The 25,933-nt window shown below is 70.6% G+C and carries 29 protein-coding genes; 9 read left to right on the forward strand and 20 right to left on the reverse strand.

The genetic code is table 11. The annotated features are described in order from the left end of the window. Window positions 1–9: 9 nt before the first annotated feature. From ACFZA2_RS11370 to ACFZA2_RS11385, 4 genes are all read right to left on the reverse strand, one after another. The gene (locus ACFZA2_RS11370) at window positions 10–663 is read right to left on the reverse strand and encodes a ribonuclease HII (protein WP_391404612.1); all 654 of its coding nucleotides are present in this window, start codon (window positions 661–663) and stop codon (window positions 10–12) included. Further along, window positions 660–1,412, reverse strand: a complete 753-nt coding sequence (gene lepB, locus ACFZA2_RS11375) for a signal peptidase I (RefSeq protein WP_315995522.1) — start codon at window positions 1,410–1,412, stop codon at window positions 660–662. The genes ACFZA2_RS11370 and lepB overlap by 4 nt, the downstream gene beginning before the upstream one ends. Window positions 1,413–1,551: 139 nt before the next feature. Continuing rightward, window positions 1,552–1,899 carry a 50S ribosomal protein L19 gene (gene rplS / locus ACFZA2_RS11380; RefSeq protein WP_094736597.1) on the reverse strand — a complete coding sequence of 116 codons (348 nt, stop codon included), beginning with the start codon at window positions 1,897–1,899 and terminating at the stop codon, window positions 1,552–1,554. A 182-nt stretch (window positions 1,900–2,081) separates the two neighbouring features. Beyond that, complete coding sequence (locus ACFZA2_RS11385) at window positions 2,082–2,573, reverse strand: MFS transporter permease (RefSeq protein ID WP_391404615.1); 492 nt, start codon at window positions 2,571–2,573, stop codon at window positions 2,082–2,084. A gap of 116 nt (window positions 2,574–2,689) precedes the next feature. Here ACFZA2_RS11385 and map point away from each other — a divergent pair, with 116 nt between their 5' ends. Beyond that, window positions 2,690–3,472 carry a type I methionyl aminopeptidase gene (gene map, locus ACFZA2_RS11390; RefSeq protein WP_315995520.1) on the forward strand — a complete coding sequence of 261 codons (783 nt, stop codon included), beginning with the start codon at window positions 2,690–2,692 and terminating at the stop codon, window positions 3,470–3,472. A 172-nt stretch (window positions 3,473–3,644) separates the two neighbouring features. Here the strand turns inward: map and trmD are convergent, their stop codons facing one another. Genes trmD through rpsP form a run of 4 tightly spaced genes read right to left on the reverse strand, consistent with a single transcriptional unit; the run spans window position 3,645 to window position 5,644 of the window. Beyond that, entirely contained in the window at window positions 3,645–4,334 is a 690-nt protein-coding gene (trmD, locus tag ACFZA2_RS11395; protein WP_315995519.1) for a tRNA (guanosine(37)-N1)-methyltransferase TrmD, read from the reverse strand. Window position 4,335: 1 nt separating this feature from the next. Then, window positions 4,336–4,995, reverse strand: coding sequence for a ribosome maturation factor RimM (gene rimM / locus ACFZA2_RS11400; protein ID WP_391404619.1), 660 nt, complete (start codon window positions 4,993–4,995; stop codon window positions 4,336–4,338). Continuing rightward, window positions 4,995–5,225 carry an RNA-binding protein gene (locus tag ACFZA2_RS11405; RefSeq protein WP_315995517.1) on the reverse strand — a complete coding sequence of 77 codons (231 nt, stop codon included), beginning with the start codon at window positions 5,223–5,225 and terminating at the stop codon, window positions 4,995–4,997. The genes rimM and ACFZA2_RS11405 overlap by 1 nt, the downstream gene beginning before the upstream one ends. Window positions 5,226–5,230: 5 nt before the next feature. After that, window positions 5,231–5,644 carry a 30S ribosomal protein S16 gene (rpsP, locus tag ACFZA2_RS11410; protein WP_315995516.1) on the reverse strand — a complete coding sequence of 138 codons (414 nt, stop codon included), beginning with the start codon at window positions 5,642–5,644 and terminating at the stop codon, window positions 5,231–5,233. Window positions 5,645–5,866: 222 nt separating this feature from the next. Between rpsP and ACFZA2_RS11415 the strand changes: the two genes are divergently transcribed. Both ACFZA2_RS11415 and ACFZA2_RS11420 read left to right on the forward strand, forming a co-directional pair. Beyond that, window positions 5,867–7,030 carry a glutamate--cysteine ligase gene (locus ACFZA2_RS11415; RefSeq protein WP_315995515.1) on the forward strand — a complete coding sequence of 388 codons (1,164 nt, stop codon included), beginning with the start codon at window positions 5,867–5,869 and terminating at the stop codon, window positions 7,028–7,030. A gap of 49 nt (window positions 7,031–7,079) precedes the next feature. Then, on the forward strand, window positions 7,080–7,823 hold the full coding sequence (locus ACFZA2_RS11420) for an SGNH/GDSL hydrolase family protein (protein ID WP_391404625.1): 744 nt from the start codon (window positions 7,080–7,082) through the stop codon (window positions 7,821–7,823). Between the two features lie 18 nt (window positions 7,824–7,841). On the opposite strand, the gene ffh is transcribed toward ACFZA2_RS11420, so the two are convergent. Together ffh and ACFZA2_RS11430 are read right to left on the reverse strand one after the other, a co-directional pair. Next, entirely contained in the window at window positions 7,842–9,386 is a 1,545-nt protein-coding gene (gene ffh / locus ACFZA2_RS11425; protein WP_391404628.1) for a signal recognition particle protein, read from the reverse strand. Between the two features lie 70 nt (window positions 9,387–9,456). Then, window positions 9,457–10,002: a TetR/AcrR family transcriptional regulator gene (locus ACFZA2_RS11430; protein WP_391404631.1), complete on the reverse strand. Its 546-nt coding sequence runs from the start codon at window positions 10,000–10,002 to the stop codon at window positions 9,457–9,459. A gap of 62 nt (window positions 10,003–10,064) precedes the next feature. On the opposite strand from ACFZA2_RS11430, the gene lipB reads away from it, so the two are divergent. The 4 genes from lipB to ACFZA2_RS11450 all read left to right on the forward strand — a co-directional run bounded on the left by lipB (window position 10,065) and on the right by ACFZA2_RS11450 (window position 13,365). Next, on the forward strand, window positions 10,065–10,703 hold the full coding sequence (gene lipB, locus ACFZA2_RS11435) for a lipoyl(octanoyl) transferase LipB (protein WP_315995511.1): 639 nt from the start codon (window positions 10,065–10,067) through the stop codon (window positions 10,701–10,703). Beyond that, complete coding sequence (gene lipA / locus ACFZA2_RS11440) at window positions 10,700–11,734, forward strand: lipoyl synthase (protein WP_391404635.1); 1,035 nt, start codon at window positions 10,700–10,702, stop codon at window positions 11,732–11,734. Before lipB ends, lipA begins: the two co-directional genes overlap by 4 nt. A 126-nt stretch (window positions 11,735–11,860) precedes the next feature. Next, window positions 11,861–13,039 carry an anion permease gene (locus tag ACFZA2_RS11445; RefSeq protein ID WP_391404638.1) on the forward strand — a complete coding sequence of 393 codons (1,179 nt, stop codon included), beginning with the start codon at window positions 11,861–11,863 and terminating at the stop codon, window positions 13,037–13,039. Then, entirely contained in the window at window positions 13,036–13,365 is a 330-nt protein-coding gene (locus ACFZA2_RS11450) for a hypothetical protein (protein WP_391404641.1), read from the forward strand. The genes ACFZA2_RS11445 and ACFZA2_RS11450 overlap by 4 nt, the downstream gene beginning before the upstream one ends. Before the next feature lie 4 nt (window positions 13,366–13,369). Here ACFZA2_RS11450 and ACFZA2_RS11455 read toward each other — a convergent pair whose 3' ends face one another. From ACFZA2_RS11455 to smc, 4 genes are all read right to left on the reverse strand, one after another. Further along, entirely contained in the window at window positions 13,370–13,798 is a 429-nt protein-coding gene (locus ACFZA2_RS11455; RefSeq protein WP_391404644.1) for an MSMEG_6728 family protein, read from the reverse strand. A gap of 2 nt (window positions 13,799–13,800) precedes the next feature. Continuing rightward, complete coding sequence (locus tag ACFZA2_RS11460; protein ID WP_363392286.1) at window positions 13,801–14,301, reverse strand: DUF2004 domain-containing protein; 501 nt, start codon at window positions 14,299–14,301, stop codon at window positions 13,801–13,803. Between the two features lie 73 nt (window positions 14,302–14,374). Next, window positions 14,375–15,247: a signal recognition particle-docking protein FtsY gene (gene ftsY / locus ACFZA2_RS11465; RefSeq protein WP_366375782.1), complete on the reverse strand. Its 873-nt coding sequence runs from the start codon at window positions 15,245–15,247 to the stop codon at window positions 14,375–14,377. Window positions 15,248–15,251: 4 nt separating this feature from the next. Next, the gene (gene smc / locus ACFZA2_RS11470) at window positions 15,252–18,791 is read right to left on the reverse strand and encodes a chromosome segregation protein SMC (RefSeq protein ID WP_391404648.1); all 3,540 of its coding nucleotides are present in this window, start codon (window positions 18,789–18,791) and stop codon (window positions 15,252–15,254) included. Window positions 18,792–19,215: 424 nt separating this feature from the next. Between smc and ACFZA2_RS11475 the strand changes: the two genes are divergently transcribed. Beyond that, window positions 19,216–19,503: a hypothetical protein gene (locus tag ACFZA2_RS11475; protein WP_315995505.1), complete on the forward strand. Its 288-nt coding sequence runs from the start codon at window positions 19,216–19,218 to the stop codon at window positions 19,501–19,503. A 63-nt stretch (window positions 19,504–19,566) separates the two neighbouring features. Continuing rightward, window positions 19,567–20,649: a GNAT family N-acetyltransferase gene (locus ACFZA2_RS11480; protein WP_391404652.1), complete on the forward strand. Its 1,083-nt coding sequence runs from the start codon at window positions 19,567–19,569 to the stop codon at window positions 20,647–20,649. Window positions 20,650–20,724: 75 nt separating this feature from the next. On the opposite strand, the gene mutM is transcribed toward ACFZA2_RS11480, so the two are convergent. The 6 genes from mutM to ACFZA2_RS11510 form a co-directional block, all read right to left on the reverse strand. Then, window positions 20,725–21,615: a bifunctional DNA-formamidopyrimidine glycosylase/DNA-(apurinic or apyrimidinic site) lyase gene (mutM, locus tag ACFZA2_RS11485; protein WP_315995503.1), complete on the reverse strand. Its 891-nt coding sequence runs from the start codon at window positions 21,613–21,615 to the stop codon at window positions 20,725–20,727. Beyond that, window positions 21,608–22,300: a ribonuclease III gene (gene rnc / locus ACFZA2_RS11490; RefSeq protein WP_391404656.1), complete on the reverse strand. Its 693-nt coding sequence runs from the start codon at window positions 22,298–22,300 to the stop codon at window positions 21,608–21,610. The genes mutM and rnc overlap by 8 nt, the downstream gene beginning before the upstream one ends. 10 nt (window positions 22,301–22,310) lie before the next feature. Beyond that, the gene (gene rpmF, locus ACFZA2_RS11495; RefSeq protein ID WP_013586329.1) at window positions 22,311–22,520 is read right to left on the reverse strand and encodes a 50S ribosomal protein L32; all 210 of its coding nucleotides are present in this window, start codon (window positions 22,518–22,520) and stop codon (window positions 22,311–22,313) included. 2 nt (window positions 22,521–22,522) lie between these two features. Then, window positions 22,523–23,017: a YceD family protein gene (locus ACFZA2_RS11500; protein ID WP_391405298.1), complete on the reverse strand. Its 495-nt coding sequence runs from the start codon at window positions 23,015–23,017 to the stop codon at window positions 22,523–22,525. A gap of 178 nt (window positions 23,018–23,195) precedes the next feature. After that, window positions 23,196–23,693, reverse strand: coding sequence for a pantetheine-phosphate adenylyltransferase (gene coaD / locus ACFZA2_RS11505; protein ID WP_298872270.1), 498 nt, complete (start codon window positions 23,691–23,693; stop codon window positions 23,196–23,198). Window positions 23,694–23,735: 42 nt separating this feature from the next. After that, the gene (locus tag ACFZA2_RS11510; RefSeq protein WP_391404662.1) at window positions 23,736–25,916 is read right to left on the reverse strand and encodes an ATP-dependent DNA helicase RecG; all 2,181 of its coding nucleotides are present in this window, start codon (window positions 25,914–25,916) and stop codon (window positions 23,736–23,738) included. Window positions 25,917–25,933: the final 17 nt, after the last annotated feature.

Consider the following 25,933-nt stretch of genomic DNA (forward strand, 5'->3'; position numbering starts at 1 on the left):
GCCCCGGTGTCAGAACAGCGTCGGCGCGGCCGCGATGGCCCACGAATGGCGATGGTGCGTGCTCATCCCGTGCAGGGAGATGGCCTCGCGGTGATCGAGGCTCGCGTAGCCCTTGTTCCGCGCCCACCCGTACACGGGCAGGTCGTCGTGCAGCCCGGTCATAAGCGTGTCGCGCGCGACCTTCGCGATGACGGATGCCGCGGCCGCACTCGCGCAGTCGCGGTCGGCCTTGATGATCGGACGGACGGTCAGACCCGACTCCCCCGCCGGAGTGATGTAGTCGTGGTTGCCGTCGAGGATCACGACCGCCTCCTCCGGGACCACGCCCTGCGCGCGCAGGTCGGCGATCGCGCGCACCGCGGCGAGCCCGAGCGCGCGGATGATGCCGATCTCATCGACCTCGACCGAGCTCGCCCACCCGACCGCGCTGTGCTGCACGAACGCCGCCGCGCGGGAGGCGACCTCCGGCCGACGCGCCTCGGGAACGAGCTTCGAGTCGCGCAGACCCGCCGGCACGCGCTTGCGCGAGCGGGCCGGATCGATCACGGCGGCGCCGACGGCGACCGGGCCCGCGAGGGCCCCTCGGCCGACCTCGTCGCAGGCGATGACGATCGCGTGCTGCTTGAGCAGTCGGCGTTCCAGGGTGAGGGTCGGCTCGATCACTGCTGCCCCGGCGCGGGGACCCCCGCGAACACCTCGTGGTGGAAGTCGATCAGCCCGAACCGGTCGAAGGGCCAGGTGATGACGAACGCACGGCCGACGACGTTGTCGATCGGAACGAAGCCCTGCCCCGGCTGCGCCTGGTTGAAGCGCGAGTCGCGCGAGCTGTTGCGGTTGTCGCCGAGGACCCAGAGGGAACCGTCGGGCACGGTGACGTCGTAGGGAACGGGCTCGGGAGCCGTGGCTCCCGGCGCCAGGCGCACGTAGCTCTCGTCGAGCGGCACGCCGTTGACGGTGGTCTGCCCCAGGGCGTTGCAGCAGACGACGTGGTCGCCCGGCGTGCCGATGACGCGCTTGATGAGGTGGTCGTCGCTGTCGGGGGCCGACAGACCGAAGAGGGACAGCACCCAGTCCACGCCCTCCACGAACGCCGACCGCTCCGGGGCCGGGGCCGTGTCGAGCCATCCACCCGGATCGCGGAACACCACGACGTCCCCCCGGGAGTACTCGCCGAAGCGCGGGGTGAGCTCGTCGACGAGGATCCGATCCTTGATCATCAGCGTGTTCTCCATCGACGCCGACGGGATGTAGAACGATCGCACCACGAACGTCTTGACCAGGAACGACACCAGCAGCGCGATGACCACGATCACGACGAGGTCGCGCAGGAACGACCCCCAGCCTCGACGACGGACGGTGGAACGGGATGCCGGGGACACGGCATCCGGGGTCGAGGCGGTCTGGTCGCTCATGTTTCCTTCACCGGGTTCCCGCACACCGGAGAACCGCAGCAACAAGGGTCGCACACCCGCGTGCCGCCCCGTGACCGCGTCGCCGCGAAAACGCCGAACGCCCCGTGGGGAAACCCACGGGGCGTTCGAGAGAGTCGACTCAGCGGTCGCGCTTCTCCTTGATCTTGGCCTTCTTGCCACGCAGGCTGCGCAGGTAGTAGAGCTTCGCGCGACGCACGTCACCACGGGTGACGACCTCGATGTGGTCGATCACGGGGCTGTGGACCGGGAAGGTGCGCTCGACGCCGACCTGGAAGCTGACCTTGCGGACGCAGAAGGTCTCGCGCACGCCGTCGCCCGAGCGGCCGATGACGACGCCCTGGAACACCTGGATACGCGAGCGGTTGCCTTCGGTGATGTTGACGTGCACCTTGACGGTGTCGCCGGGGGCGAAGACGGGGATGTCGGAGCGGAGCGAAGCCGCGTCGACGGAGTCGAGGATCTGCATGATCGTCACTTCCTGCGACCGCCACAGGTCGATCGCACGATGAAAAGGGAAAAGGTGAGGCGTGCCCGAGCCGCGGATGCGGCGGACTCCCCTGAGGCAGAGCCGGTCAGGGCACAAAGGATTATTCTGCCATGTTCCGGCGTCGCGACCAAAACGTGCGTGCGCCCGCGGCGGCGCGGCGATCACTCCGCGCGTCGCGACTCCGACACGACGATGACGTCACCGTCGACCCTCTGCTGCGGACGCTCCCGCGGCACCGGGATGTAGGCGGTGCCATCGGTCGCGTGCAGCACGGTCACTGCGCCGCGGGCCTCGTTCCACACCTGAGCGAGCGATGACCAGAACAGCACGAGCGCTCCCACGACCGACAGCACGAGGAGCGGGAAGAACACCCGCGAGTCGAACAGTCCGAGCGCGACGATGACGAGGTGCCAGAGCCCGATGCCGACCGCGTCGCGCCAGGACACCGCGCGGGATTCGCGGACGCTCCCGCGTGCGCGGACCAGCAGCGACAGCAGCAGCTGCGAGACGAAGACGGCGGGCATGGCGACGAACAGCCAGAGCAGCGCCCACCCGCTCCCGCCCGAGAAGACGATCCAGCCGACGAACAGCCACAGCGGCAGCACGACGGCGGCCGGGGACATCCAGCGGAAGAACAGACGGCGCAGCACCATGAGCCGATGCTAGGGCGCGACCATGTGCGGCACCTTTGAGAAGTCCATGGCCGCGCCCGAGCCCACGGCATCCGCGTCGATCGGGGAGAATGGAAGCTCGACGAAAGGGAACCACCATGATCGAACTGCGTACGCCGGCCGAGATCGACGCGATGCGCCCCGCGGGTCGCTTCGTCGCGGAGGTGTTGGCCACGCTGCGCGACGAGACCAAGGTGGGCACCAACCTCCTGCACCTCGATCGTCGCGCGCACGACATGATCCGTTCGGCCGGGGCGGAGTCCTGCTACATCGACTACCACCCGTCGTTCGGCGCGAGCCCGTTCGGCAAGGTGCTGTGCACCTCGATCAACGACGCCGTCCTGCACGGGCTCCCCCACGACTACGTCCTGCGCGACGGCGACCTCGTCTCGCTCGACTTCGCCGCCTCCGTCGACGGGTGGGTCGCCGACTCCGCCGTATCGTTCGTGGTCGGCACGCCCCGCGACGAGGACCTCGCCCTCATCGACACCACGCAGCGCGCCCTCGCCGCAGCTATCGACGCCGCGACGGTCGGTCACAAGATCGGCGACATCTCCGCCGCCGTCGCCGCAGTGGCGCACGCCGAGGGCCTGAGCATCAACACCGACTTCGGCGGCCACGGCGTGGGGCGCACGATGCACGGCGACCCGCACGTCGCGAACGACGGCAAGGCGGGTCGCGGGTATCCCCTCCGTGACGGCCTGGTCGTCGCCCTCGAGCCGTGGTTCCTCCAGACGACCGACGAGCTCGTGACCGACCCCGACGGCTGGACGCTGCGCAGCGCCGACGGCTCCCGCGGCGCGCACTCCGAGCACACGGTCGCGATCACCGCCGCCGGCCCGATCGTGCTCACCGACCGGTCGTTCCTCGGCGTCGACTGAGTTCGTGTTCCGGATGCCGCGGCCCCGGGGTCGCGGCATCCGTCGCGTTCGGGCCGCGCAGCACCGCACGGCAATCGCGGCGTGCGCCCCCGCCGGTCGCGGAACGCGCCGACGTCGGGCGCGGCGAAGACGAGGTGGCGGCCGGACGCCGCCGAAGCCGGAACGCGGACGCTCAGTCGGCGAGCAGATCGGGGCGACGCGTCCGCGTGCGCTCGAGCTGCTGCTCACGGCGCCAGCGCGCGACGGCACCGTGGTTGCCGCTCAGGAGGACCGGGGGTACCTCGCGCTCGCGCCACGTCGCGGGTTTCGTGAAGGACGGGTACTCGAGCAGGCCGTCCTCGTGCGACTCCTCGACGAGGCTCTCGGGGTTGCCGACGACGCCGGGCACCAGCCGGCCGATGGCCTCGATCATCGCCATGACGGCGACTTCGCCGCCATTGAGGACGTAGTCGCCGAGCGAGAGAAGCCGTACGTCGCCGAGCTCGGACGCGTAGTCGAAAACGCGCTCGTCGATGCCCTCGTACCGGCCGCATCCGAAGACCAGGTGCGGGGCCGTGGACAGCTCGCGGGCTATCGACTGGGTGAAACGCTCGCCCGCCGGAGAGGGGAAGACGATCACGGGGCGCGGATCGGCCTCGCCGACGATGGCGTCGAGGGCCTCGCCCCACGGCTCCGGCTTCATCACCATTCCGGCGCCGCCGCCGTACGGGGTGTCGTCGACCGTGCGGTGTCGATCGTGCGTGAACGCACGGAGATCGTGCACCTGCACGTCGAGGAGACCGCTCTGCCGGGCCTTGCCGAGGAGGGAGACCTCGAGCGCGTCGAAGATCGTCGGGAAGATCGACACGACGTCGATGCGCACGTCAGTCCTCGGAGTGGGTGGGAGCGTCGTCGTCTGGTGCGTCGGCGGCGGAAGCCTGCTCGGACGTCGGCTCCTGCTCGTCGTCCGGCTCCGGGGGAAGCTCTTCGAACAGCCCCGCCGGGGGCGTGACCACGACGCGGCCGCCCGCGATGTCGACCTCGGGCACGATCGCGCTCACGAAGGGGACGAGCACCTCGCGGTCGTCGCCGGACTGCTTGACGATCAGCAGGTCCTGCGCGGGGAAGTGGTCGACGCGCGCGACGCGGCCGATGACCGCCCCGTCACGGACCACGTCGAGGCCGACGAGCTGGTGGTCGTACCACGCGTCGTCCTCGGCGGGCGCCTCGGAGGTGTCCTGATCGATCCAGAGGATCGCCTTGACGAGCTCCTCCGCCGCGGTGCGGTCGTCGACGCCCTCGAAGAAGGCCACCGGGTGCGAGTTCATCCAGCGGAACTCGCGGACCGTCAGCTCGCGGCCGTGCCACGGCGAGGACTCCGGAACCTGGAGGGTGAACGTGCTCCCCGGCGCGAAGCGTCCATCGGGGTCGTCGGTGTAGAGCTCGAGCTTGAACGCGCCCTTGAGGCCGTGGGCCTTCACGAGGCGTCCGACGCGGAGCTGGGTCTTGGCGGGCTGGGCGCCCGCGGTCTCGCCGTTCGTCATCAGTCGTCGGCGACGTCGACGCGCACGCGGCGGCCGTCGGCGAGAGCCGACACCACCGTGCGCAGTGCTTTGGCGGTGCGTCCGCCGCGCCCGATCACGCGGCCCCGGTCATCGGGGTGCACGCGAACCTCCAGCACATCGCCGCGGGGCGAGGTGCTGGAACGGATGGTGACGGCATCCGGGTGATCGACGATCCCCTTGACGACGTGTTCGAGCGCGGCAGACAGCACGGGGATTACTCGGCCGAGGTCTCGGCGGCGTCCTCAGCGGGCGCCTCGGCGGGAGCGTCGGCCTTCTTCTCGGCCTTGGGCTTGACGACCGACTTCTTCGAGGCGTCGGCCTCGAACGCGGCCTTGGGCTCGCGGACCTTGACGGTCGAAACGGCGTCCTTGTCGCCCTTGAACTTGCCCCAGTCGCCCGTGAGCTTGAGGATGGCGGCGACCTGCTCGGTGGGCTGGGCGCCGACCGACAGCCAGTACTGCGCGCGGTCCGAGTCGACCTCGATGAACGAGGGCTCCTCGGTCGGGTGGTACTTGCCGATCTCCTCGATGACGCGACCGTCGCGCTTGGTGCGCGAGTCGGCGACGACGATGCGGTAGTAGGGCGCGCGGATCTTTCCGAGGCGCTTGAGACGGATCTTGACAGCCACGATGACTCCAAATGATGAAAACGAACGAACCGAACGCCTGGAGAGTGGGGTGCACACCCGGCGGAAGCTCAAAAGGGTGGACCGACACTGGATAGAGGGTCGAGTGGCGGGTCCAGCCCTCTATTCTGCCAGACGCGCGGACCTCGCGGTGACAGGCGACACGCCGCGACACGGAGGGTAGCGGAGGATCCGCGCGTCGGGGCCCCGTGCCAGACTGACCGCATGAGGCTCCCGTTCGCTGCATCGACGCGTTCGTCCGTGGGTCTGGAGTGGGAGCTCATGCTCGCCGACCGCGAGACCGGCGACCTGGTCCCGCGCGCCCCCGAGGTCCTCGAGGAACTCGAGGAGAAGTCGGCGCTCGAGCGCTTCACGGTCACCGGGGAGCTGCTCACCAACACCGTCGAGGTGACCAGCGGCGTCGGCCACACCGTCGCCGAGGCCGTCGACGACATCGGCGACGCGATCTGCGCGCTGCGCGAGGAGACCGAGCCGCGCGGCGTCGAGCTGCTCTGCGCCGGCAGCCACCCGTTCGCGCAGTGGTACGACCAGCAGGTGACCGACAAGACGCGGTATCACACGCTCATCGAGCGGACCCAGTGGTGGGGCCGCAACATGATGATCTGGGGCATCCACGTGCACATCGGCGTCGACGACGTCGACAAGGTCATCCCCATCGTCAACGCCCTGACCGTGTTCCTCCCCCACCTGCAGGCGCTGTCGGCCTCGAGTCCCTTCTGGGCCGGCGAACGCACGGGGTACGCCTCGAACCGCGCCCTCGTCTTCCAGCAGCTCCCGACCGCGGGACTCCCCTGGCAGCTGCAGACCTGGGACGACTTCGAGGGCTACCTCGACGACATGGTGCGCACCGGCGTCATGGCGGATGCCAGCGAGGTGCGGTGGGACATCCGTCCGGCGCCGAAGTGGGGAACGGTGGAGATTCGCGCGTGCGACGGGATGTCGACGCTGCCGGAGCTCGCCGCCGTCGCGGCCCTCGCGCAGACACTGGTCGAGCACTTCTCGCGCCTGCTCGACGAGGGGCGCGAGCTGCCCGGCATCCCGCCCTGGTACGCGCGCGAGAACAAGTGGCGTGCCGCTCGCTACGGGCTCGACGCCCGGGTGATCGTCGACCGCGAGGGCACGCAGCGCCCGGTGGTGGAGCACCTGCGCGAGACCATGGAGGAGCTCGCCGAGGTGGCGCTGGAGCTGAAGTGCGCGCGCGAGTTCGCGAGCCTCGAGACCATCCTCGCCACCGGGGGCAGCTCCGCTCGACAGGTCGCGGTGGCCGACGCGGCCGACGGCGACCTGCGCGAGGTCGTGCAGCATCTCATCCGCGAGTTCCGGGGCGGCCCCACGCTGCGGGAGCACCTCGCCGCGCTGCGCGTCTAGAGGGCGGTCTCCGCGCAGGTTCATAGGCGCGCACTCGTACGATCGCGTCATGCATTCTGCGCGCCGCGTCCGGGCGACCTCGCTCGTGGCCCTCTGCGCGGGAGCGGTGGCCCTGCTCGCCGGGTGCGCGGCCGAACCGGTCGGTGCAGCCCCCACGCCGTCCTTCGCGGCCCCGCAGCTGCCGGCGCCGAAGGCCACCGCCTCCGTCACGCCGAGTCCCGCGATCACCCCCGCGCCGGTGCGCACCGTCGCCCTGGGCGACTCGCTCATGTCGGGTTTCGGTCTCGATCCCGCCGAGGCGTGGCCGGTCATGCTGGCCGCGCGCGGCGAGGTGGCCATGACGAACCTCGCCTGTGCCGGGATGGGCTTCGTCGTGCAGGGCGACTGCGGAACCACCTACGCGGGCTTCGTCCCCGCGGTCGCCGCTCTGCAGCCTCAGCTGCTCATCGTCGAATCCTCGAGCAACGACTTCTGGGAGGATGCCGACCAGATCCGCGCCGACACCCAGGACACGGTGGCCGAACTGCACGACGCCGCCCCCGATGCGCGCATCGTCGGGCTCAGCACCATCTGGAACGACGAGGACGACGTCCCCGACGACACGGCCGTCACCTCCGACGCGTTGCGCGAGGCCGTCGACGCCGTGGGCGGGACCTATCTCGACATCGGCCAGCCGCTGCGAGGTCACCCCGAGTGGATGCAGGAGGACGACGTCCACCCCACCCCCCGCGGGCAGCGGGCGATCGAGCAGACCGTCATGTCGGCGTTGCAGGACGCCGGCATCCTGCCCTAGGGCCTCGGATCGCGCCGGTCAGCCCCGGCCGAGCATCTTCTGCAGCTCGGCGAGGTCGGCCTCGCTCGGTGCGTTCTGCCCGCCGAGACCGAACCCCGAACCCGTGGGGGCGGTGGTCGCCGCGATCCCGGCGTTCTCGGCCGCCCGCTTGGCGGGGTTGCCCGAGCGCGACCCCTTGGCCTTCTGCTGCTTGCCGCGCTTCGACGAGGCGCCGGGCTTGCCGCCCACCGGCCCCATGCCGGGGATGTTGGGCACGCCGCCGCGCGCGACGGTCTTCATCATCTTCGCGGCCTGGTCGAATCGCTGGACGAGCTGGTTGACGTCGGTGACGGTCATGCCCGAACCGCGCGCGATGCGCAGGCGGCGCGAACCGTTGAGGATCTTGGGGTTGCGACGCTCGGCGAGCGTCATCGAGCGGATGATGGCCTCGGTGCGGTCGATCTCGCGCTCGTCGAAGTCCTCGAGCTGCTGCTTCATGTTCCCCATGCCCGGGAGCATCCCGAGCATCTTCTTCATGGAGCCCATCTTCTTCATTTGCTGCATCTGGTCGAGGAAGTCCTCGAGCGTGAAGGTCTCCGTCGCGAGCTTCTCGGCGACCTTCATCGCCTCGGCCTCGTCGAAGGCCGACTGCGCCTGCTCGATCAGGGTGAGGATGTCACCGAGGTCGAGGATGCGGGACGCCATGCGGTCGGGGTGGAAGGGCTCGACGTCGTCGAGACCCTCACCGGTCGACGCGAAGATGATCGGGCGTCCGGTCACCGAGGCGACCGAGAGGGCGGCGCCACCACGGGCGTCACCGTCGAGCTTCGACAGCACCACGCCGGTGAAGTCGACGCCGTCCTGGAAGGCCTTGGCCGTGTTCACGGCATCCTGACCGATCATCGCGTCGATGACGAAGAGCACCTCGTCGGGCTGGGTGGCCGTGCGGATGTCGGCGGCCTGCTTCATCAGCTCGGCGTCGACGCCCAGACGTCCGGCGGTGTCGATGATGACGATGTCGTGCTGCTGACGCGTCGCGTAGGCGACGCCGTCGCGGGCGACCTTGACCGGGTCGCCGACGCCGTTACCCGGCTCGGGGGCGTAGATGGTGGCACCGGCGCGCTCGGCGACGACCTGCAGCTGGTTGACGGCGTTGGGACGCTGGAGGTCGCACGCCACGAGGAGGGGCGTGTGGCCGTCCTTCTCGAGCATCTTGGCGAGCTTGCCGGCGAAGGTCGTCTTTCCGGAGCCCTGGAGGCCGGCGAGCATGATGACCGTCGGCGGGTTCTTGGCGAACTGCAGACGCCGCTGCTGTCCGCCCAGGATGCCGATGAGCTCGTCGTTGACGATCTGCACGACCTGCTGCGCGGGGTTCAGCGCGCGGTTGACCTCGTCGCCGAGGGCGCGCTCGCGCACCGCGGCGGTGAACTCCTTGACCACGGGCAGCGCGACGTCGGCGTCGAGGAGGGCGCGGCGGATCTCCCGCACCGTCCCGTCTACATCGGCGGGCGTGAGCTGGCCCTTCTTCCGGAGGTTGCGGAAGGTCTCTGTGAGCCGGTCGGAGAGGGTGCCGAAAGTCGCCATGATGAGTCGAGTTTACGCGGCGACGGCCCGGACCGCCGCCCGGAACGGCCCGACACCGGATGCCGGCCCCTCACGTCGCGGCCAGAGCCTCCGACATCGCGTCGGTCAGCGAGCGGCCGGCCGTGTGATCGGCCCATGCCCAGACGGCGGCGAGGACGGCCGCCGACAGAGCGCCCGCGCGCACCTGCGCGGCCAGGGGCGCGGCGCCCTCGCGGACCAGCCGCGCGGCGGCCTCGCGCTGCAGCCGGAACTGGCGGATCGCACGATCGCGATCCAGCTCGGCGGCGATACCCATGGCATCCGCGTTGACGATGGCGAGTGCGAGGGCGTCCGGGGCGAGCCCGTCGCCGATCGCGGCGAGGACCTCGAGAGGGGCGCCCCCGTCGCGCAGGTCGGCGACCGCCGCGTCGACCCGTTCGTCGAAGCCCGACCACAGCACGTCGCTCTTGGCGGAGAAGTAGTTGAAGAAGCTCGAGCGGCTCACGCCGGCACGGCGGGTGATGTCCGAGACGGAGGTCGCGTCGTACCCCTGCTCGAGGAACAGCTCGCACGCGGCCTCCGACAGCACTTCGCGCGAGGAGGCACGCGGTCTGCCGCTGCGGGGCTCGGGGGTCACCGCTCCAGACTATGTCGCGACCCGGGATGTATTGTTGGACCCAATCCAACATCGGAGGGTCGATGATCGACATCCACGACGCCGGCCTCGCGCCGCACTACGTCCCGTATCTCGACGGCTGGGCCCACCAGCGTCGCATCCACGCGGACGTCGTGGCCGGCACCCGCGCCGACACCCTGCTCCTGCTCGAGCACGAGGCCGTCTACACGGCGGGGAAGCGCACCGAGGCGCACGAGCGCCCCGACGACGGCACCCCCGTGGTCGACGTCGACCGCGGAGGCAAGATCACCTGGCACGGGCCGGGGCAGCTCGTGGGATACCCGATCGTTCGCCTGCCCGAGCCGATCGATGTCGTCGCGCACGTCCGGCGCCTCGAGGCGCTGCTGATCGACGCCCTCGGTGCGAACGGCGTCGACGGGTTCCGCGTGGAGGGACGCAGCGGCGTCTGGGTCCGACGCCCCCTCGGCGTCGACAAGATCGCGGCGATCGGTGTCCGCGTCGAAAAAGGAGTGACGATGCACGGCTTCGCCGTCAACTGCGACAATACCCTCGCGGGGTTCCGGCACATCGTGCCGTGCGGGATCTCGGATGCCGGGGTCACCACCGTCAGCGAGGTGCTCGGGGCCGACGTCTCCCCCGCCGACCTCGTGCCCGCCATCGAACGCGTCTTCCGCGCCGAGTACGCGGCGGTCGCCGCATGACCGCCTGCGGGACCGGCGGCGCCGGGGCTCCGGCATCCACCGCCCCGAACGGGCGGAAGCTGCTGCGGCTCGAGGTGCGCAACGCCGAGACACCGATCGAGCGCAAGCCCGAGTGGATCAAGACGAAGGCCAAGATGGGCCCCGAGTACACCGCGCTGCAGAACCTCGTGAAGACCGAGGAGCTGCACACCGTGTGCCAGGAGGCCGGGTGCCCCAACATCTTCGAGTGCTGGGAGGATCGCGAGGCCACCTTCCTCATCGGCGGCTCGCAGTGCACGCGCCGCTGCGACTTCTGCCAGATCGACACCGGCAAGCCCGCCGACTACGACCGCGACGAGCCCCGCCGCGTCGCCGAGAGCGTGACGCGCATGCAGCTGCGCTACGCCACCGTGACCGGTGTCGCCCGCGACGACCTCCCCGACGAGGGCGCCTGGCTGCACGCCGAGACGGTGCGTCGCATCCACGCCGAGAACCCCGGCACGGGAGTGGAGATCCTCGCGACCGACTTCTCGGGCAACCCCGCCCACCTCGAGGAGGTCTTCTCGTCGCGTCCTGAGGTGTTCGCGCACAACGTCGAGACCGTGCCGCGGATCTTCAAGCGCATCCGCCCGGCCTTCCGTTACGACCGGTCGCTCGGCGTGCTCAGCGCCGCGCGCGATGCGGGGCTCATCACGAAGTCGAACCTCATCCTCGGCATGGGCGAGGAGCCCGAGGAGGTCGTGCGGGCGCTCGAAGACCTGCACGCGGCGGGTACCGACATCATCACGATCACGCAGTACCTGCGCCCCACCCCGCGCCACCTCCCCGTCCAGCGCTGGGTGAAGCCCGCGGAGTTCGTGGAGTTCAAGGAGGAGGCGGAACGCATCGGCTTCCTCGGCGTCCTGGCGGGCCCGCTGGTGCGCTCGTCGTACCGCGCGGGGCGCCTGTGGGCGCAGTCGATGGTGTCGAAGGGCCGCGAGATCCCGCCGCATCTCGCGCATCTGGCGAAGGACATCGCCGCCGCCGACGCCGGCTTCGCACAGGCGGTCTGAGCCGCCGGGCGCAGAGTAGACCCCTCTGCGCCCTCGGGGGAAGGGCACCGTCCGGTCACCCGGGCGGCCTACCGTGTCGCCGGGCCATCCGACCCGCGAACCGAACCCCTCGCGAAGGGAGCTGCGGTGGATCTCACCGTGCTCGTCCCCGTCCTGCTCGTCATCGCCCTCTCGATCTTCTTCGACTTCACAAACGGCTTCCACGACACCGCCAACGCGATGGCGACGTCGGTCGCGACGGGAGCGCTCAGACCCAAAGTCGCGGTGCTCATCTCCGCGGTTCTCAACCTCGTCGGCGCCTTCCTGTCGACGGCCGTCGCGAAGACCGTGTCCGAGGGCATCCTCGCCCAGGACGACCGCGGTCTTCCCGCGATCACCGTGCCCATGATCTTCGCCGGGCTCATGGGGGCCGTCGTGTGGAACCTCCTCACGTGGTGGCTCGGCCTGCCCTCGAGCTCGACGCACGCGCTCTTCGGCGGGCTCATCGGCGCGGCGGTCATCGGCGTCGGCGTCCAGGCCGTGGAATGGGGCGGCGTGGTCTCGAAGATCGTGCTGCCGGCCCTTCTCTCGCCGCTCATCGCGGGAGTGGTGGCACTCGCGGCGACCTACCTCGTCTACCGGATCACGAAGATGGCGACGGTCGCCGGTTCGGCGACGGCGTTCCGACACGGCCAGACGGTCTCCGCCTCACTGGTGTCACTGGCGCATGGCACCAACGACGCCCAGAAGACCATGGGCGTCATCACCCTCACCCTCATCGTCGCCGGTTTTCAGCAGGCCGGCACCGCCCCGCAGCTCTGGGTGATCCTGTCGGCCGGTCTCGCGATCGCCCTCGGCACCTATCTCGGCGGGTGGCGGATCATGCGCACCGTGGGCAAGCGCATCACCGACGTGAAACCGCCCCAGGGCTTCGCCGCCGAGACGAGCGCGGCCTCGACGATCCTCATCTCGTCGTCACTCGGCTTCCCCCTGTCGACCACCCAGGTGACCTCGGGCGCCGTGATCGGCTCGGGACTCGGCAAGCGCCTGGCATCCGTTCATTGGAACGTCGTGACGCGCATCGCCTTCGCCTGGGTGGTCACCCTTCCCGCGGCGGCCCTGGTCGGCGGTCTCGCCGCGTGGGCCACCAGCGGCGGAATCGTGGGCTTGGTGGTCGTCCTCGTGCTGGGGCTCGGCACCTGCATCGCCCTGTTCGCGCTCGCGCGGCGCAAGCCCGTCTCCGCCGACACCGTCAACGACGACTCCCTGGATGCCGACCACGTCGGCCGCCCCGAAACCCGTGAGCCCGAAGGAGAACGCGCATGACGACCCTCGTCCGCAGCGCCGCCGCCGGCGGTTCGTGGCTCGACACCGAGGGGGGCTCCATCTCGCTCGTTCTCCTCGTCGGTCTCGCGGCCACCCTGGTCATCGTGGGGCTCTACGCCCTCGGCATCCGGTTCTTCGCCGTCGGAGCACCCGATGTGCGGGTCCCGGTCGGCGACGACCCCGAAGGCCCCACGGCGGTCGTCGCGGAGCGCGAGCATCCGCGACCGGTGCCGGCAACGCTGGCGGGCCTCGCGTGCTTCGCGGGGGTCGCCGCCGCGGTGGTCTACGGGATCTACCTGGTGATCCCGCTTTTCCACGGATCGTGACGGGTCAGACCGGCCACACGTACGGCAGGTCGTCGGCGACCGCGCCGAAGCGGGGGACGTAGAATTTCGGGTCCTTGCGAATCAGGTTGGAGCGGTGCGCGAGGTGGAACGCCTCGTCGCCGATCCACCGCGGGAGGTCGAGGCGGTCCTGTGCGACACCGTCGACCTCGGGAGCGAACGCGAGGATCTTCTCACGCACCGTGTCGGCGTGACCCTGGGCGATCCACTCGTCGGACATCACGAGACCGTAGGCGACCAAGGCCGGCAGGTGGCCGTCCCACATCTTCGCGGCCGGGTGGTGGCGCCAGCCGTGACCGGGCACGGTGAGCGCTCGGAGCAGCTGGAACGTCTCGACGCGCTGCTTGCCGAGGCGCTTCGGGTCGAGGGCGGCGGCGGAGTCGCGGAACGACGGGTACGGCAGGAAGGTCTGCACGATCAGTCGGCGCTGGTGACCGACTGCACCCGCCCGTCGGAGGCGAGGTTGACCAGCAGCACGTCGTCGGTGGCGTCGGGATCGAGCGCGTACTCGAGCACCGCGAACGGGTCGGCGCCGCCGTGCTCGTCGGCGAGGATCGTCATGCTCATCAACTGCAGGGCCTTGATGACGTCGATATGGGTGTCGCCGGACGCGTCGACGAGCAGGTCGTCGAGCTCGTCGCCGAGCGTCGCCTGCTGCTGCAGGATGTACTCGGTCACCTCGCTCGTGCGCGAGTCGAGCTCGTTGACCATGGCATTACGGGCGGCGAGATCGACGGCCTCGAGCGACGAGATGAGCGAGGCCGCGACGTCGAGGGCCTCGGTCGACACGTCGTCCTGGTCGGGCGCGGTGAGGTCGACCGTCACGCTCTGGTCGCCGAACTCGACGTTCTCGCTCCAGAAGATCGACCCGTCGGGGCCCGACTCGAGGAGTCCGAAGAAGTCGTGCTCGATCGCCATGAGTCCCATGTAAGCATCACGCGCGGGCTTCGGGAAGGAGACCCGCCCGGAGCCGACGGTACGGTATGGGCGCTCAGTCGACGAGCGACGCGGCGAACACGTGCGGGGTGAAACCGGTGAGATCGCCGATGCCCTCGCCCTGGCCGAGCAGCTTCACGGGGATGCCGGTGCGCTCCTGCACCGCGAGGACGAACCCGCCTCTCGCGGAGCCGTCGAGCTTGGTGAGCACGAGCCCGGTGACGCCCGCGCTGTCGAGGAACGCCTGTGCCTGCATGAGCCCGTTCTGGCCCGTCGTGGCATCGAGAACCAGCAGCACCTCGCTGATGGGGGCCTGCTTCTCGACGACGCGCTTGATCTTGCCGAGCTCGTCCATGAGTCCGCCCTTGGTGTGCAGGCGCCCGGCCGTGTCGATGAGCACGATCTCGGTGGCGGTCTCCTTGGCGTGGGCGACGGTCTGGAAGGCGACGGATGCCGGATCCTGACCCTCGTGCTGCGGGCGCACGATCGTGGCGCCCCCGCGCTCGGCCCACGTCGCGAGCTGGTCGACGGCGGCGGCGCGGAACGTGTCGGCGGCTCCGACCACCACGGTGCGGCCGTAACGCTGAAGGAATTTGGCGAACTTGCCGATCGTCGTCGTCTTGCCGACGCCGTTCACGCCGACCACGAGCACGACGGCGGGACGCTCGGTGAGGCGCAGCGTGGTGTCGAACTTCGCGAAGTGCTCCTCGAGCGTCTCGCGCAGCATGCGCTGCAGATCGCGGGGATCGGTGGTGCGATAGCGCTCGACCTTCTCGCGCAGTTCGTCGATGAGGCGCTCGGTGACGTCGGGACCGAAGTCCGCGGTCAGCAGCGCCGTCTCGAGGTCGTCCCAGGTCGTCTCGTCGATGGTGGGTTTGACGAACAACCCGCGCAGCGCGCGGCCTAGCGACCAGGAGTTCTCAGCCATTGCTTCAGCTTACGGGGGCGGCCTCGTCGCGGGCGGCGGCCGGGGCGGCCGGTCGCGACGCCGCGCGGTCGCCCACGCGCTGCCCCACCACCGCCGACACCCCGTCCTGCCGCATCGAGACCCCGTACAGCGCGTCGGCGATCTCCATCGTGCGCTTCTGGTGGGTGATGACGATGAGCTGGCTGCTGGCGCGCAGCTTCTCGAACACGCCGAGGAGCCGGCCGAGGTTCGCGTCGTCGAGGGCCGCCTCGACCTCGTCGAGGATGTAGAAGGGGCTCGGGCGCGCCGTGAAGATCGAGGTCAGGAACGCCACCGCCGCGAGAGAACGCTCCCCGCCCGAGAGGAGGGACAGTCGCTCGATCTTCTTGCCGACGGGCCGCACGGCCACCTCGATGCCCGTGGTCAGCGGGGAATCGGGATCGGTGAGCGAGATGCTGCCGGAACCGCCGGGGAAGAGGATCGGGAAGATGTCGGTGAACGCCGCCCGGGTGTCCTCGAACGCGGCGACGAAGATCGTCTGCATCCGCTCGTCGAGCTCGGCGATGATCGTCTGCAGATCGGCGCGCGTCTGCTGCAGGTCGGCGAGCTGCTCGGTGAGGAAGGCGTGCCGCTGCTCCAGCGCCGCGAACTCCTCGAGCGCGAGCGGATTCACCCGGCCGAGCTGCCCGAGTTTGCGCTCCGCATCCTGGAGGCGGCGCTTCTGAGCTGCACGGTCGAAGGCGGTCGGCTGCGGACCGTCGTCTGCGGGGACGCCCTGGTCGGGACTGTATTCCGAAACGAGAATGTTCTCCTCGAGCGCCAGTTCCGATCGCACGCGCTCGAGCAGGCTCGTGACGTGGAGCTTCTTCTCGTGCATCTGGAGCTCGAGACCGTGCACGTTCTCGGTCAGGCGCGCGAGGCGATCGCGCACGGCGGCCTCCTCCGCACGGGCGCGGGTCAGCTCGTCGGTGACCGCGGCGCGCGCGGTCTCGGCCGCCGCGAGCTCCACGCGGGCCTGGCTGACCGAGCGGTCGACCGAGTCCAGGAGGGCCGGGAGCGCCCCGGCGACCTCGGCCGCCACCTCGCGCTGGGCGCGGCGGATCACGGCACGGCGGGCGGCTTCGTCGGCGGCGGCGCGTTCGCGTTCGCGCTGCTGCTCGAGCTGCACGATGCGCAGCTCACCGGCACGCACTCGCTCCCTGAGCGTTTCGATGTCGAGGCGCGCGCGCATCTCGCGCTCGCGCGCCGTCTCGACCTCGGCGGCCAGGGGCTCCCTCGCCGATGCGTCCAGCAGCGGCCGTGGTGCGTCCAGCGCACGGGCGAGGGCGTCGTCGGCCCGTCGCGCCGCCGCCTCGGCCTCGGCCACGGCCGTCTCCGCTTGAGCGACACCGGCCGCGAGCCGGTCGCACTCCGCCATCGCCGCCTCGTGACGAACGGTGACGCGGTTCACCTTTTCGGCGTGGGCCGCCAGGGCGGCATCGTGCGCGCGCAGTGTCGACAGCGTCTCCTTGGTGCGCTGCCGCGCGTCGGCCAGCGCCCGCTGCTCGTCGGTGAGGGCTTCGCGGAGCGAGTCGGCGACCACCACGATCTCGTCGAGCCGTTCGGCCGCGGCGTCGCGCTCGGCCGCGAGCTCGAGACGCGAGCGCCCCGAATCCGATCCGGCCCGGAGCGTGTGCGCGGTCATCACCTCACCCGTACGCGTGACGACGGTCACGTCGTGCGGGATCCGCTCGCGCAGCTCGTGCGCGGCGGCGAGGTCGTCGACGATCACGGTCCGGCTCAGGATGCCGCGCACCCCGTCGGACGCCGTGATCACGTCCGTCGCCGGGGTCGCGCCGAGGTCGGGAGGCGACACCGCGTCCGCATCCCCGGCGATGGCGATCTCGACCAGGCCGAGGTCGGACGCCGACGCCTCGCGCGCAGCGGCGAAGGCGGATGCCGCGTCGTCGACCAGCAGGCCCTCCGCGAGCGAGCCGAGCGCCGCCGCGATGGCGGCCTCGAAGCCGGCGGTGACCTTGACGTCATCGCCCACGAGCCCGCGCACGCCGGGCCCGCCCGCCGCGAGGAGGTCGGCAGCCGCGTTGCGCACGTCGAGGGCCCGGCCGAGGGCCGTCGTCTGCGCGGCCAGGGCGTCGCGCTCGCGCTCGGCCGCGTGCAGGCGCTCGCGGAGTCCGGCCACGGTCGTCTCCACCTCGTTGGTGTCGCGCTGCGCGCGCTCGTACGCGGCCGCGTGCTCCGCCGTCGACGCCTCGGGGACGACATCGGGATCCAACTCGGCCCGGGCCTCCTCCGCTTCCGCTCGACGCGCGAGCGCGGCGTCCAGAGCCCTCTGTTGCCGCTCCAGACCGCCGCGCACGGCGGTGAGAGCCGAGTTCGCGGCATCCGCCGTTCCCCGGAGAGCCTGGATCCTGAGGTCGTGCTCCGACACGAGGGCGCTCTGGGCGGCGATGTCGACGTCGAGGGCATCGAGGTCGGCCCGCACACGGACGACAGCGCGTGCCGCATCGGCCGCGGCATCCTGGGCGTCGCCCAGACCGGATGCGATGTCGTCGATCTCGGAGCGGACGTCATCGATCGTGCGCTGCGACACGGTCGGCGTGAACCCGGACCCGTCGCTGTCGTCATCGCTCAGCAGGGTGAGGCGCTGCCCGGCGAGGGTGTAGAGGCCGCGCAGACGCTCCTGCACCTGCTGAAGGGCGAAGGCGACGCTGCGGGCCCGATCGACGGCCTCGGAACGCTGATCGTTCTCGAGGCGCTCCACGCGCCGACGCAGTCCGTCGGCCTGCTCCTGGAGCCCGAGTCGCTCGGTGTGGCGCTCGCTCTCGGCGCGGGCCGCGTCGGCCAGCTCCCTACGCAGGCGCACGAGGTCGTCGGCGTACAGGCGCGCCTTGGCGTCGCGCACCACCGCCGCGATCGTCGCCGCCTCTCGTGCGATCTCGGCCTGCTTGCCGAGGGGCTTGAGCTGACGACGCAGTTCGCCCGCCAGGTCGCTCAGGCGCGTGAGGTTCGTCTCCATCGCCTCGAGCTTGCGGACGGTCTTCTCTTTGCGGCGACGGTGCTTGAGGATGCCGGCGGCTTCTTCGATGAAGCCTCGTCGGTCTTCGGCGGTGGCCTGGAGGACGGTGTCGAGGCGCCCCTGGCCGATGATGACGTGCATCTCGCGTCCGAGGCCGGAATCGCTCAACAGCTCCTGCACGTCGAGCAGTCGGCAGGTCTGTCCGTTGATGGCGTACTCGCTCGCCCCGTTGCGGAACAGCGTGCGACTGATCGTCACCTCGCTGTAGTCGATGGGCAGGGCGCCGTCGCCGTTGTCGATCGTCAGCTGCACCTCGGCACGGCCCAGCGGGCCGCGCGTCGACGTGCCGGCGAAGATGACGTCCTCCATCTTGCCGCCGCGCAGCGTCTTCGCCCCCTGCTCCCCCATCACCCACGCGAGTGCGTCGACGACGTTGGACTTGCCGGAGCCGTTCGGGCCGACGATGCAGGTGACGCCCGGCTCGAGGGCGAAGGTGGTCGACTGGGCGAAGGACTTGAAGCCTTTGAGCGTGACGCTCTTCAGATGCACGTCACCCTCCCTCGATCGTCCGGCGATCCACGCTATCCGAACACCCCCGGAATTCCGCGGCGGCGGGCCGATCTCGACACGCAGACGCGCCCGGGGAGCGACCGTTTCTGAAGATGAGCTTGACATTCGCTGAAAGCGTTCGCTAGCGTCGGGGGTCGCAACCGACGTCGAAAGGAGGTTCCTTCCATGATTCGCATCACCACCGGCTTCACCGCCCCCGGCTTCATCGCCGTCCCCGTGCTCTCCGCATCCGTGTCCGAAGGGGCTTCCGCCGTCGGCATGCCCTCCCGACTCGGATAACCCCGTCGCGTCGAGACGTTCCCCGTCTCCGCGTCCGCGAGCCTCTCGTGCTCGCCGGACCTTCCCGGTCCCTCCACGCGCTCGTCGCGTCATCCGCTCGATTTCATCCTCACGGAGTATCCGCATGAACGCCCTGTTCACGCGCGCGCCGCAGCACGCCTCGGCCGCGCCCACCCCTACACCCACCCCGTCGACCGTCACGTTCGACACCACCGCCTACCGCCCGCTCGGCCTGCTCGACCGGCTGTCGCTGCGCCTCGGCCTCTGGCTGCTGACGCGGCACGCCGATCGAGCCCGAGCGCTCGACCACCAGGCGGTCAGCGCGTACCGCGCCCGCACGGTCCAGGCCGAGCGCGAGAAGCGCGAACGCGCCTGGCGAAGCGCTGCGGCCTTCAGCCGCCCGCCCTTCTGAACGGTGGGGCCGACGGATGACGTCGGCCCCACCGGCATCCCCCTTCGAACCGAAAGCTGTGACATGACCACCCTTCCGGCCGGCCTCGAGCTGCGCCCCCTCCACATCCCGACCTCCCTCGACGGCCCCGATGCCGCGGACTTCCTCGACATGGTGCGTTTGCGCAACCTCGTCTACGCCGAGGTCTCCGGCCACGACGACTCCTCGATGCCCGCCGACGAACTGCTCCCCCTCTATCAGCCCCGACCCGAAATGAAACGGTTCTCCTGGATCGCGGTCTTCCACGGAGAGGTCGTGGGCCGGGTGGGTCTCGACTTCCCGCAGGAGGACGGCGCCCGCACCGGGTTCTGGCTGATCGAACTGCGGCGCTCCGCCTGGGGCCACGGCATCGGCCGCGCCGCCTTCGCCGAGATCGAGCGCATCGCCCGCGACGAAGGCCGCACCATTCTGCAGGCGTGGGCGGAGCACCCCGCCGCAGACGGCCCCCGTCTCGCGGCACCCACGGGTTTCGGGGCGATACCCGAAGACCACGCGGCGCGCTTCCTGCTGGCATCCGGGTGCACCCTCGAGCAGATCGTGCGGGTGAGTCAACTCGATCTGGCCGGCGCGCGCCCGCACCTCGGAACCCTGCTGGCCGAGGCGGAGGAAGCGGCCTCGGGCTACCGCGTCGTGCAGTGGACGCTGCCCACCCCCGACGAGTTCGTCGACGGTTTCGCGTGGATGAAGTCGCGCATGGTCACCGACGCGCCCTCGGCCGACCTCGAATTCGACGAGGAGGTGTGGGATGCCGACCGCCTCCGCCGCTACGAAGCCGGGTACCTCGACGCGGGGCGGCACATGCTCGTCACCGCCGCCCAGCACATCGACAGCGGCGAGCTCGCGGCGTTCAACGAGCTCGTGATCGGGAAGGACCGAACCACGGTGACCAGCCAGGAGGACACCCTGGTCGTCGCCGCCCACCGCGGCCACCGCCTCGGCATGCTCGTCAAGTGCGCCGGGCTTCTCGCGTGGCACGACGTCGCGCCGCTGTCCCCGCGCGTCATGACGTACAACGCGGAGGAGAACCGCCCGATGCTCTCGATCAACGAACGCATCGGCTTCGCCCCCATCTCGTACGAGGGCGTGTGGAAGAAGGTCCTCGCCTGATCGTGCGAGTCGCCAGAAATCGTCGCCGGGGAGCAGCCCGGAGCGACGATTCCTGGCGACTCGCGCGAGTCGTGGTCAGCGCAGGCGCTGGCAGTGCGGACAGAAGTGGCTCGAGCGGTTCATGAACGACACGCGCACGATCGGTCGACCGCATCGCGGGCACGGCTGGCCGGTGCGCCCGTAGGCGTTGAGCGAGTGGGCGAAGTACCCCGCCTGCCCGTTGACGTTGACGTATTGCGCGTCGAAGCTCGTTCCCCCCTCGGCCAGAGCCTTCTCGAGGACCGCCTGCACCTCGCCGAGCAGGCGGTTGACCGCCCGCGTCGACAGGGCGGATGCCGGGGTCTCGGGGTGGATGCGCGCGGCCCACAGCGACTCGTCGGCGTAGATGTTGCCGATGCCACTGGCCACCGTCTGATCGAGCAGCACGCGCTTGACGCCGGACGACGTGCGCCCCAGCCGTGCGCGGAAGCGCGCGGCGTCGAAGGCCGGGTCGAGGGGATCGCGCCCGATGTGCGCGACCTGCGTGGGGACCCGAGCGAGTCCGGAACCGCGCCCCCCTGCGGCGCCGTCGGGCGTGTCGACGAGCTCGTCGATCGCGAGCGAGCCGAAGGTGCGCTGGTCGGCGAAGACGACCGACAGCGGACCGTGCACGGGGTGCTCGAGCTCGATCCGGATGCGCTCGTGCCGCTCCTCGGGAGCCCCGGGAACGCGCAGGAGCATCTGACCGCTCATGCCGAGATGCGTGACGATCGTCTCGTCGTCGGACACCGGCATCCACAGGAACTTGCCGCGTCGCACGGCCGCGTCGATGCGTCGACCGGTGAGCTCGCCTTCGAAGTGGGCCGCTCCCCCGGTGTGGCGGGTCAGGGCGCGGTCGTCGCGCACGTCGACCGATGTGATGAGCGCCCCGCGGACGGCGGGCTCGAGGCCCGCCCGTACGACCTCGACCTCGGGAAGCTCAGGCACGCGCGTCGAGTTCACGCCAGGCGGTGAGCGCGGCGGCCATCTCCGCCTGCTTCTTGCTGGAGCCCTGGCCCGTGGTCACGACGTCGCCCACCGTGACGGTCGCGGTGAAACGACGGTCATGGTCGGGGCCCGTGGCTTCGACGCCGTAGACGGGGGCGGTCAGGCCGAGACGGGCCGCGATCTCCTGCAGGCTCGTCTTCGGGTCCATCGCGGCGCCGTAACGCTCGGGGTCGGCGAGGAGCGGCTCGACCAGGCGCAGCACCATCGCGGTCGCGGCGTCGGGTCCGGCCGAGAGGAAGGTCGCGCCGATGATCGCTTCCATGGTGTCGGCGAGGATCGAGTCCTTGTCGCGCCCGCCGGTGAGGATCTCGCCCCGGCCGAGACGCACGTGATCACCGAGCGCGATGCCGCGGGCCACCTCGGCCAGGGCGACCGTGGAGACGACGCTCGCGCGACGCTTGGCCAGGCTGCCCTCGTCGAGGTCGGGGTGCCCGGTGAACAGACGCACGGTCACGGCCTGGCCCAGCACCGAATCGCCGAGGAACTCCAGGCGCTCGTTGTGGGCGATGCCACCGTTCTCGTAGGCGAACGAGCGGTGCGTCAGAGCAAGAGAAAGAAGCTCGGGGTCGATGTCGACCCCGAGCTTCTCGGTGAGCGCATCGCGCTCGACGTTGTTACGCGTCACGAAGTGCCGATCAGACGTCGGCGACCTTGCGGCCCTTGTACTCGAGGAAGAGCTCGGTGCCCTGCGAGTCGGTGACGACCTTCGCCTGGTGAGGGCGGCTGTAGACGACCTTGCCGTTCTCGATGGTCTTGACCAGGGCGGGGGCTTCAGCCTTCCACTGGGCGCGACGCGAACGGGTGTTGGAGCGGGAGACCTTCCGCTTCGGGGGGTTACCTGCCATGTCTAGCTCTTCTCTGTCTTGGGGGCGGCGCGGAGCGCATCGCCGTGGTCTGGGGTGTACTGCTGGAGCGCAGCCCATCGTGAATCGACGGGCGACTGCTCCGGTTCGCCGGGGCTTTCCGTCAGCCTCTCGCCCGTGTTCGGGTCGAGCCCGGGGCAATCCGGCTGACACACCGGCTGGAACGGAAGCGACAGGACAATGGCATCCCGGACCAGATTTTCAAGATCCACGTGGTCGTCTTGAACGTCGAAGTCACTCGCTTCTCCCCCAGGATACGTGAAAAGTTCCTGGAACTCGACTTCGACAGGCTCGGTGATGTCGATGAGGCAGCGTCCGCACACGCCCGTGGCGGTGGTGTCGACGGTTCCCGACACGAGGATGCCCTCGTGCACGGACTCCAGACGCACCTCGAGTTCGAGGACCTCGGCCTCGGGGACCGAGACGAGACCCTCGCCCCATTTCTCGGGGGCGGGGATGTCGAGCGAGTGCTCGCGCATCTCTCCGGGCTTGCGCTCGATGTCGCGCACGGGGAGCTGGAAAGGTCCGGGACGGTGGGTTCTCACGGTCGACAATGCTACCCGCGCGCCCCTGGACGCGGGCCGGGCGCCGCGCGGCGAGCCCGCCTCCTGCGGTCTCGCCCGCCTCGCGCACGTGTCACGGACGCGCGTCGCGACGTCAGAGGTCGCGCGCGCCCGTGTCGAGGAACCGCGCCACGGCCGCCGGAACGTACGGCGACACGTCGCCCCCGAGTCCCGCGACCTGCCGCACGAGGGAACTCGACACGAGGGCGTGCGAGGGGTCGGGCAGCAGGAAGACGGTCTCGACGTGCGCGAGGTCGCGATTGACGATGGCCATGGGGGTCTCGTACGCCACGTCGACCTGCGAACGGATGCCTTTGACGAGCACCTTTGCGCCCACGTCGGTCGCGTAGTCGACCAGCAGGCCCATGCTCCAGGCCGCCACGATCACGTCGCCCTCGATGCCCGCCTCGCGGATGGATTGCTCGAGCAGACTCTGCCGCTGCGCGATGGGCAGCATGGCCTCTTTGCCGGGGTTGTGCACCACCAGCACGTGGAGCTGGTCGAACAGACCGGCCGCGCGTCGGATGACGTCGAGATGGCCGAGCGTGGGCGGGTCGAACGAGCCGGGGACGACGGCGATCCGGGGGTCCATTCGGCCAGCCTAGCGAGGAGCTTCCGCTGCGGGGCCGACCACTCAGGACTTCGCCAGCGCGGCGCGCTCCTCGACGCCGACGCGCCGCTCCAGGGCGGCGGCGAGGCCCGGATGCCGGGTGAGCGCCGGGTCGTCGGCGAGGACGCGCTCGCCCTCGGCGCGGGCCTCGGTGATGAGCGCGGCATCCGTGACCACGCGCAGCAGTCGCAGCGAAGACCGCACCCCCGACTGCGCGCCGCCGAGCACGTCTCCCTCGCCGCGCAGCTCGAGGTCGACCTCGGCGAGGGCGAATCCGTCGAGGGTCGCGGCAACGGCCTCGACCCGCGACCGGGCGGAGGTGCCCGGAGCAGCCTCCGTCACGAGCAGGCAGAGACCCGGCAGACCGCCGCGACCGACCCGCCCGCGCAGCTGATGCAGTTGCGAGACGCCGAAGCGATCGGCTTCGAGGATCACCATCGTCGATGCGTTGGGCACGTCGACGCCGACCTCGATCACCGTGGTGGCGACCAGCACGTCGATGTCGCCGCGCGAGAAGGCCTGCATGACGGCATCCTTCTCGTCGGAGGCCATCTTGCCGTGCAGGATCTGCACGCGGATGTCGGCGAACCACGGCAGCTGTGCGAGGAGCGCGTCGACCTGCACCACGCCCCAGCGGGTGCGATTGCCCTCGCCCGCGGCAGCGGCGTCCGGGGCGTCGGCGGGCTCGTCGCTCTTGCCGTCGGCGGAGACCTGCTCCGCGTCGATCGCGGGGCACACCACGAACGCCTGTCGACCGAGCGCCACCTCTTCGGCCACGCGGTCCCACACCCGGGCGAACCAGCCCGGCTTCTCGGCGAGCGGAGCCACGAACGACTGGATGCCGGCACGCCCGGCCGGCATGGTGCGGATGGTCGAGACGTCGAGGTCGCCGAAGACCGTCATCGCCACGGTGCGCGGAATGGGCGTCGCCGTGAGGACGAGGGTGTGCGGCGAGTCGCCCTTGGAGCGCAGCGCCTCGCGCTGGTCGACACCGAAGCGGTGCTGCTCGTCGACCACGACGAAGCCGAGGTCGGCGAAAGTGGTGGTCGCGCTCAGCAGCGCGTGGGTGCCGACGACGATGCGCGCCTGACCGGAGGCCACCCGCAGCGCTGCCTTCCGACGCTCGGCCGCCGGCATCTGCCCGGTGAGGAGAGTGGGCATGAGCTCGGGGGCCAGCTCCGGTCCCAGCATGCGGGCGATCGAGCGCAGGTGCTGGCCCGCGAGCACCTCGGTGGGCGCGATGAGCGCGGACTGGCCGCCGGACTCGGCGACCTGGAGCATGGCGCGCAGGGCGACCAGGGTCTTGCCCGACCCGACCTCGCCCTGCACGAGCCTGTTCATCGGCCAGTCGCCGACGAGGTCGGCCGCCAGCTGCGCGCCGACGCTCTGCTGGTCGGGAGTGAGGTCGAACGGGAGGATGGCGTCGAAGCGTTCGAGAAGCCCTCCTGCGGCGGCGGGACGTCGGGCGGCGGAGAGCGCCCGCACGAACTGCCGCTGCTGCAGCAGAGCGGTCTGCAGCACGAAGGCCTCCTGCATGCGCAGCGTCTCGACCGCGGGCGGGATGTCGTCGTCGCTCTCGGGGCGATGGATGCGCTCGAGCGCGGCGCGGGCGTCGAGGAGGCCGCGGCGCGCGCGCAGATCGTCGGGCAGGGGATCGTCGATCTCGCCCAGCCCGTCGAGGACGAGCGCGATCGTCTTCTGCACGAGCGTGCTCGGGACGGAGCTCGTGGCCGGATAGATCGGAATGGGTCGCTTGGCGGTGACCTCCGCTTCGGCGCGCGCTTCGGCGATGTCGTCGAACAGCTCGTAGTCGGGGTTCGTCAGCTGCGTCTGCCGCCGATACTCGCCCACCTTCCCCGAGAAGATCCCCCGTCGACCGGGGGTGAGGTCTTTCAGCCGCCAGGGCTGGTTGAAGAACGTCAGCGACATACGGCCGTCGCCGTCGCTGATCACGACCTCCAGCAGCGACCCACGGCGGTTCTGCATGCGCCGCTCGTTCGCGGTGACCACCTCGGCGACGATGGTCACCGGCTCGCCCAGCGGCAACGTCGCGATGGGCGTGAGCTCGCCCCGCCGCGCGTACCGACGCGGGTAGTGCTCGAGGAGCTCGCCGACCGTCTTGACGCCGAACGCCTTGTCGAACGCCGTCGCCGTCTTCCCGCCGACGGCGCCGTCGAGGCGGGACGCGAGCGAGAGTCCGGGCATGCTCCGAGTCTAGGCAG

The sequence above is a fragment of the Microbacterium sp. NPDC007973 genome, from assembly GCF_042958465.1.
Taxonomy (GTDB): Bacteria; Actinomycetota; Actinomycetes; order Actinomycetales; family Microbacteriaceae; genus Microbacterium; species Microbacterium galbum.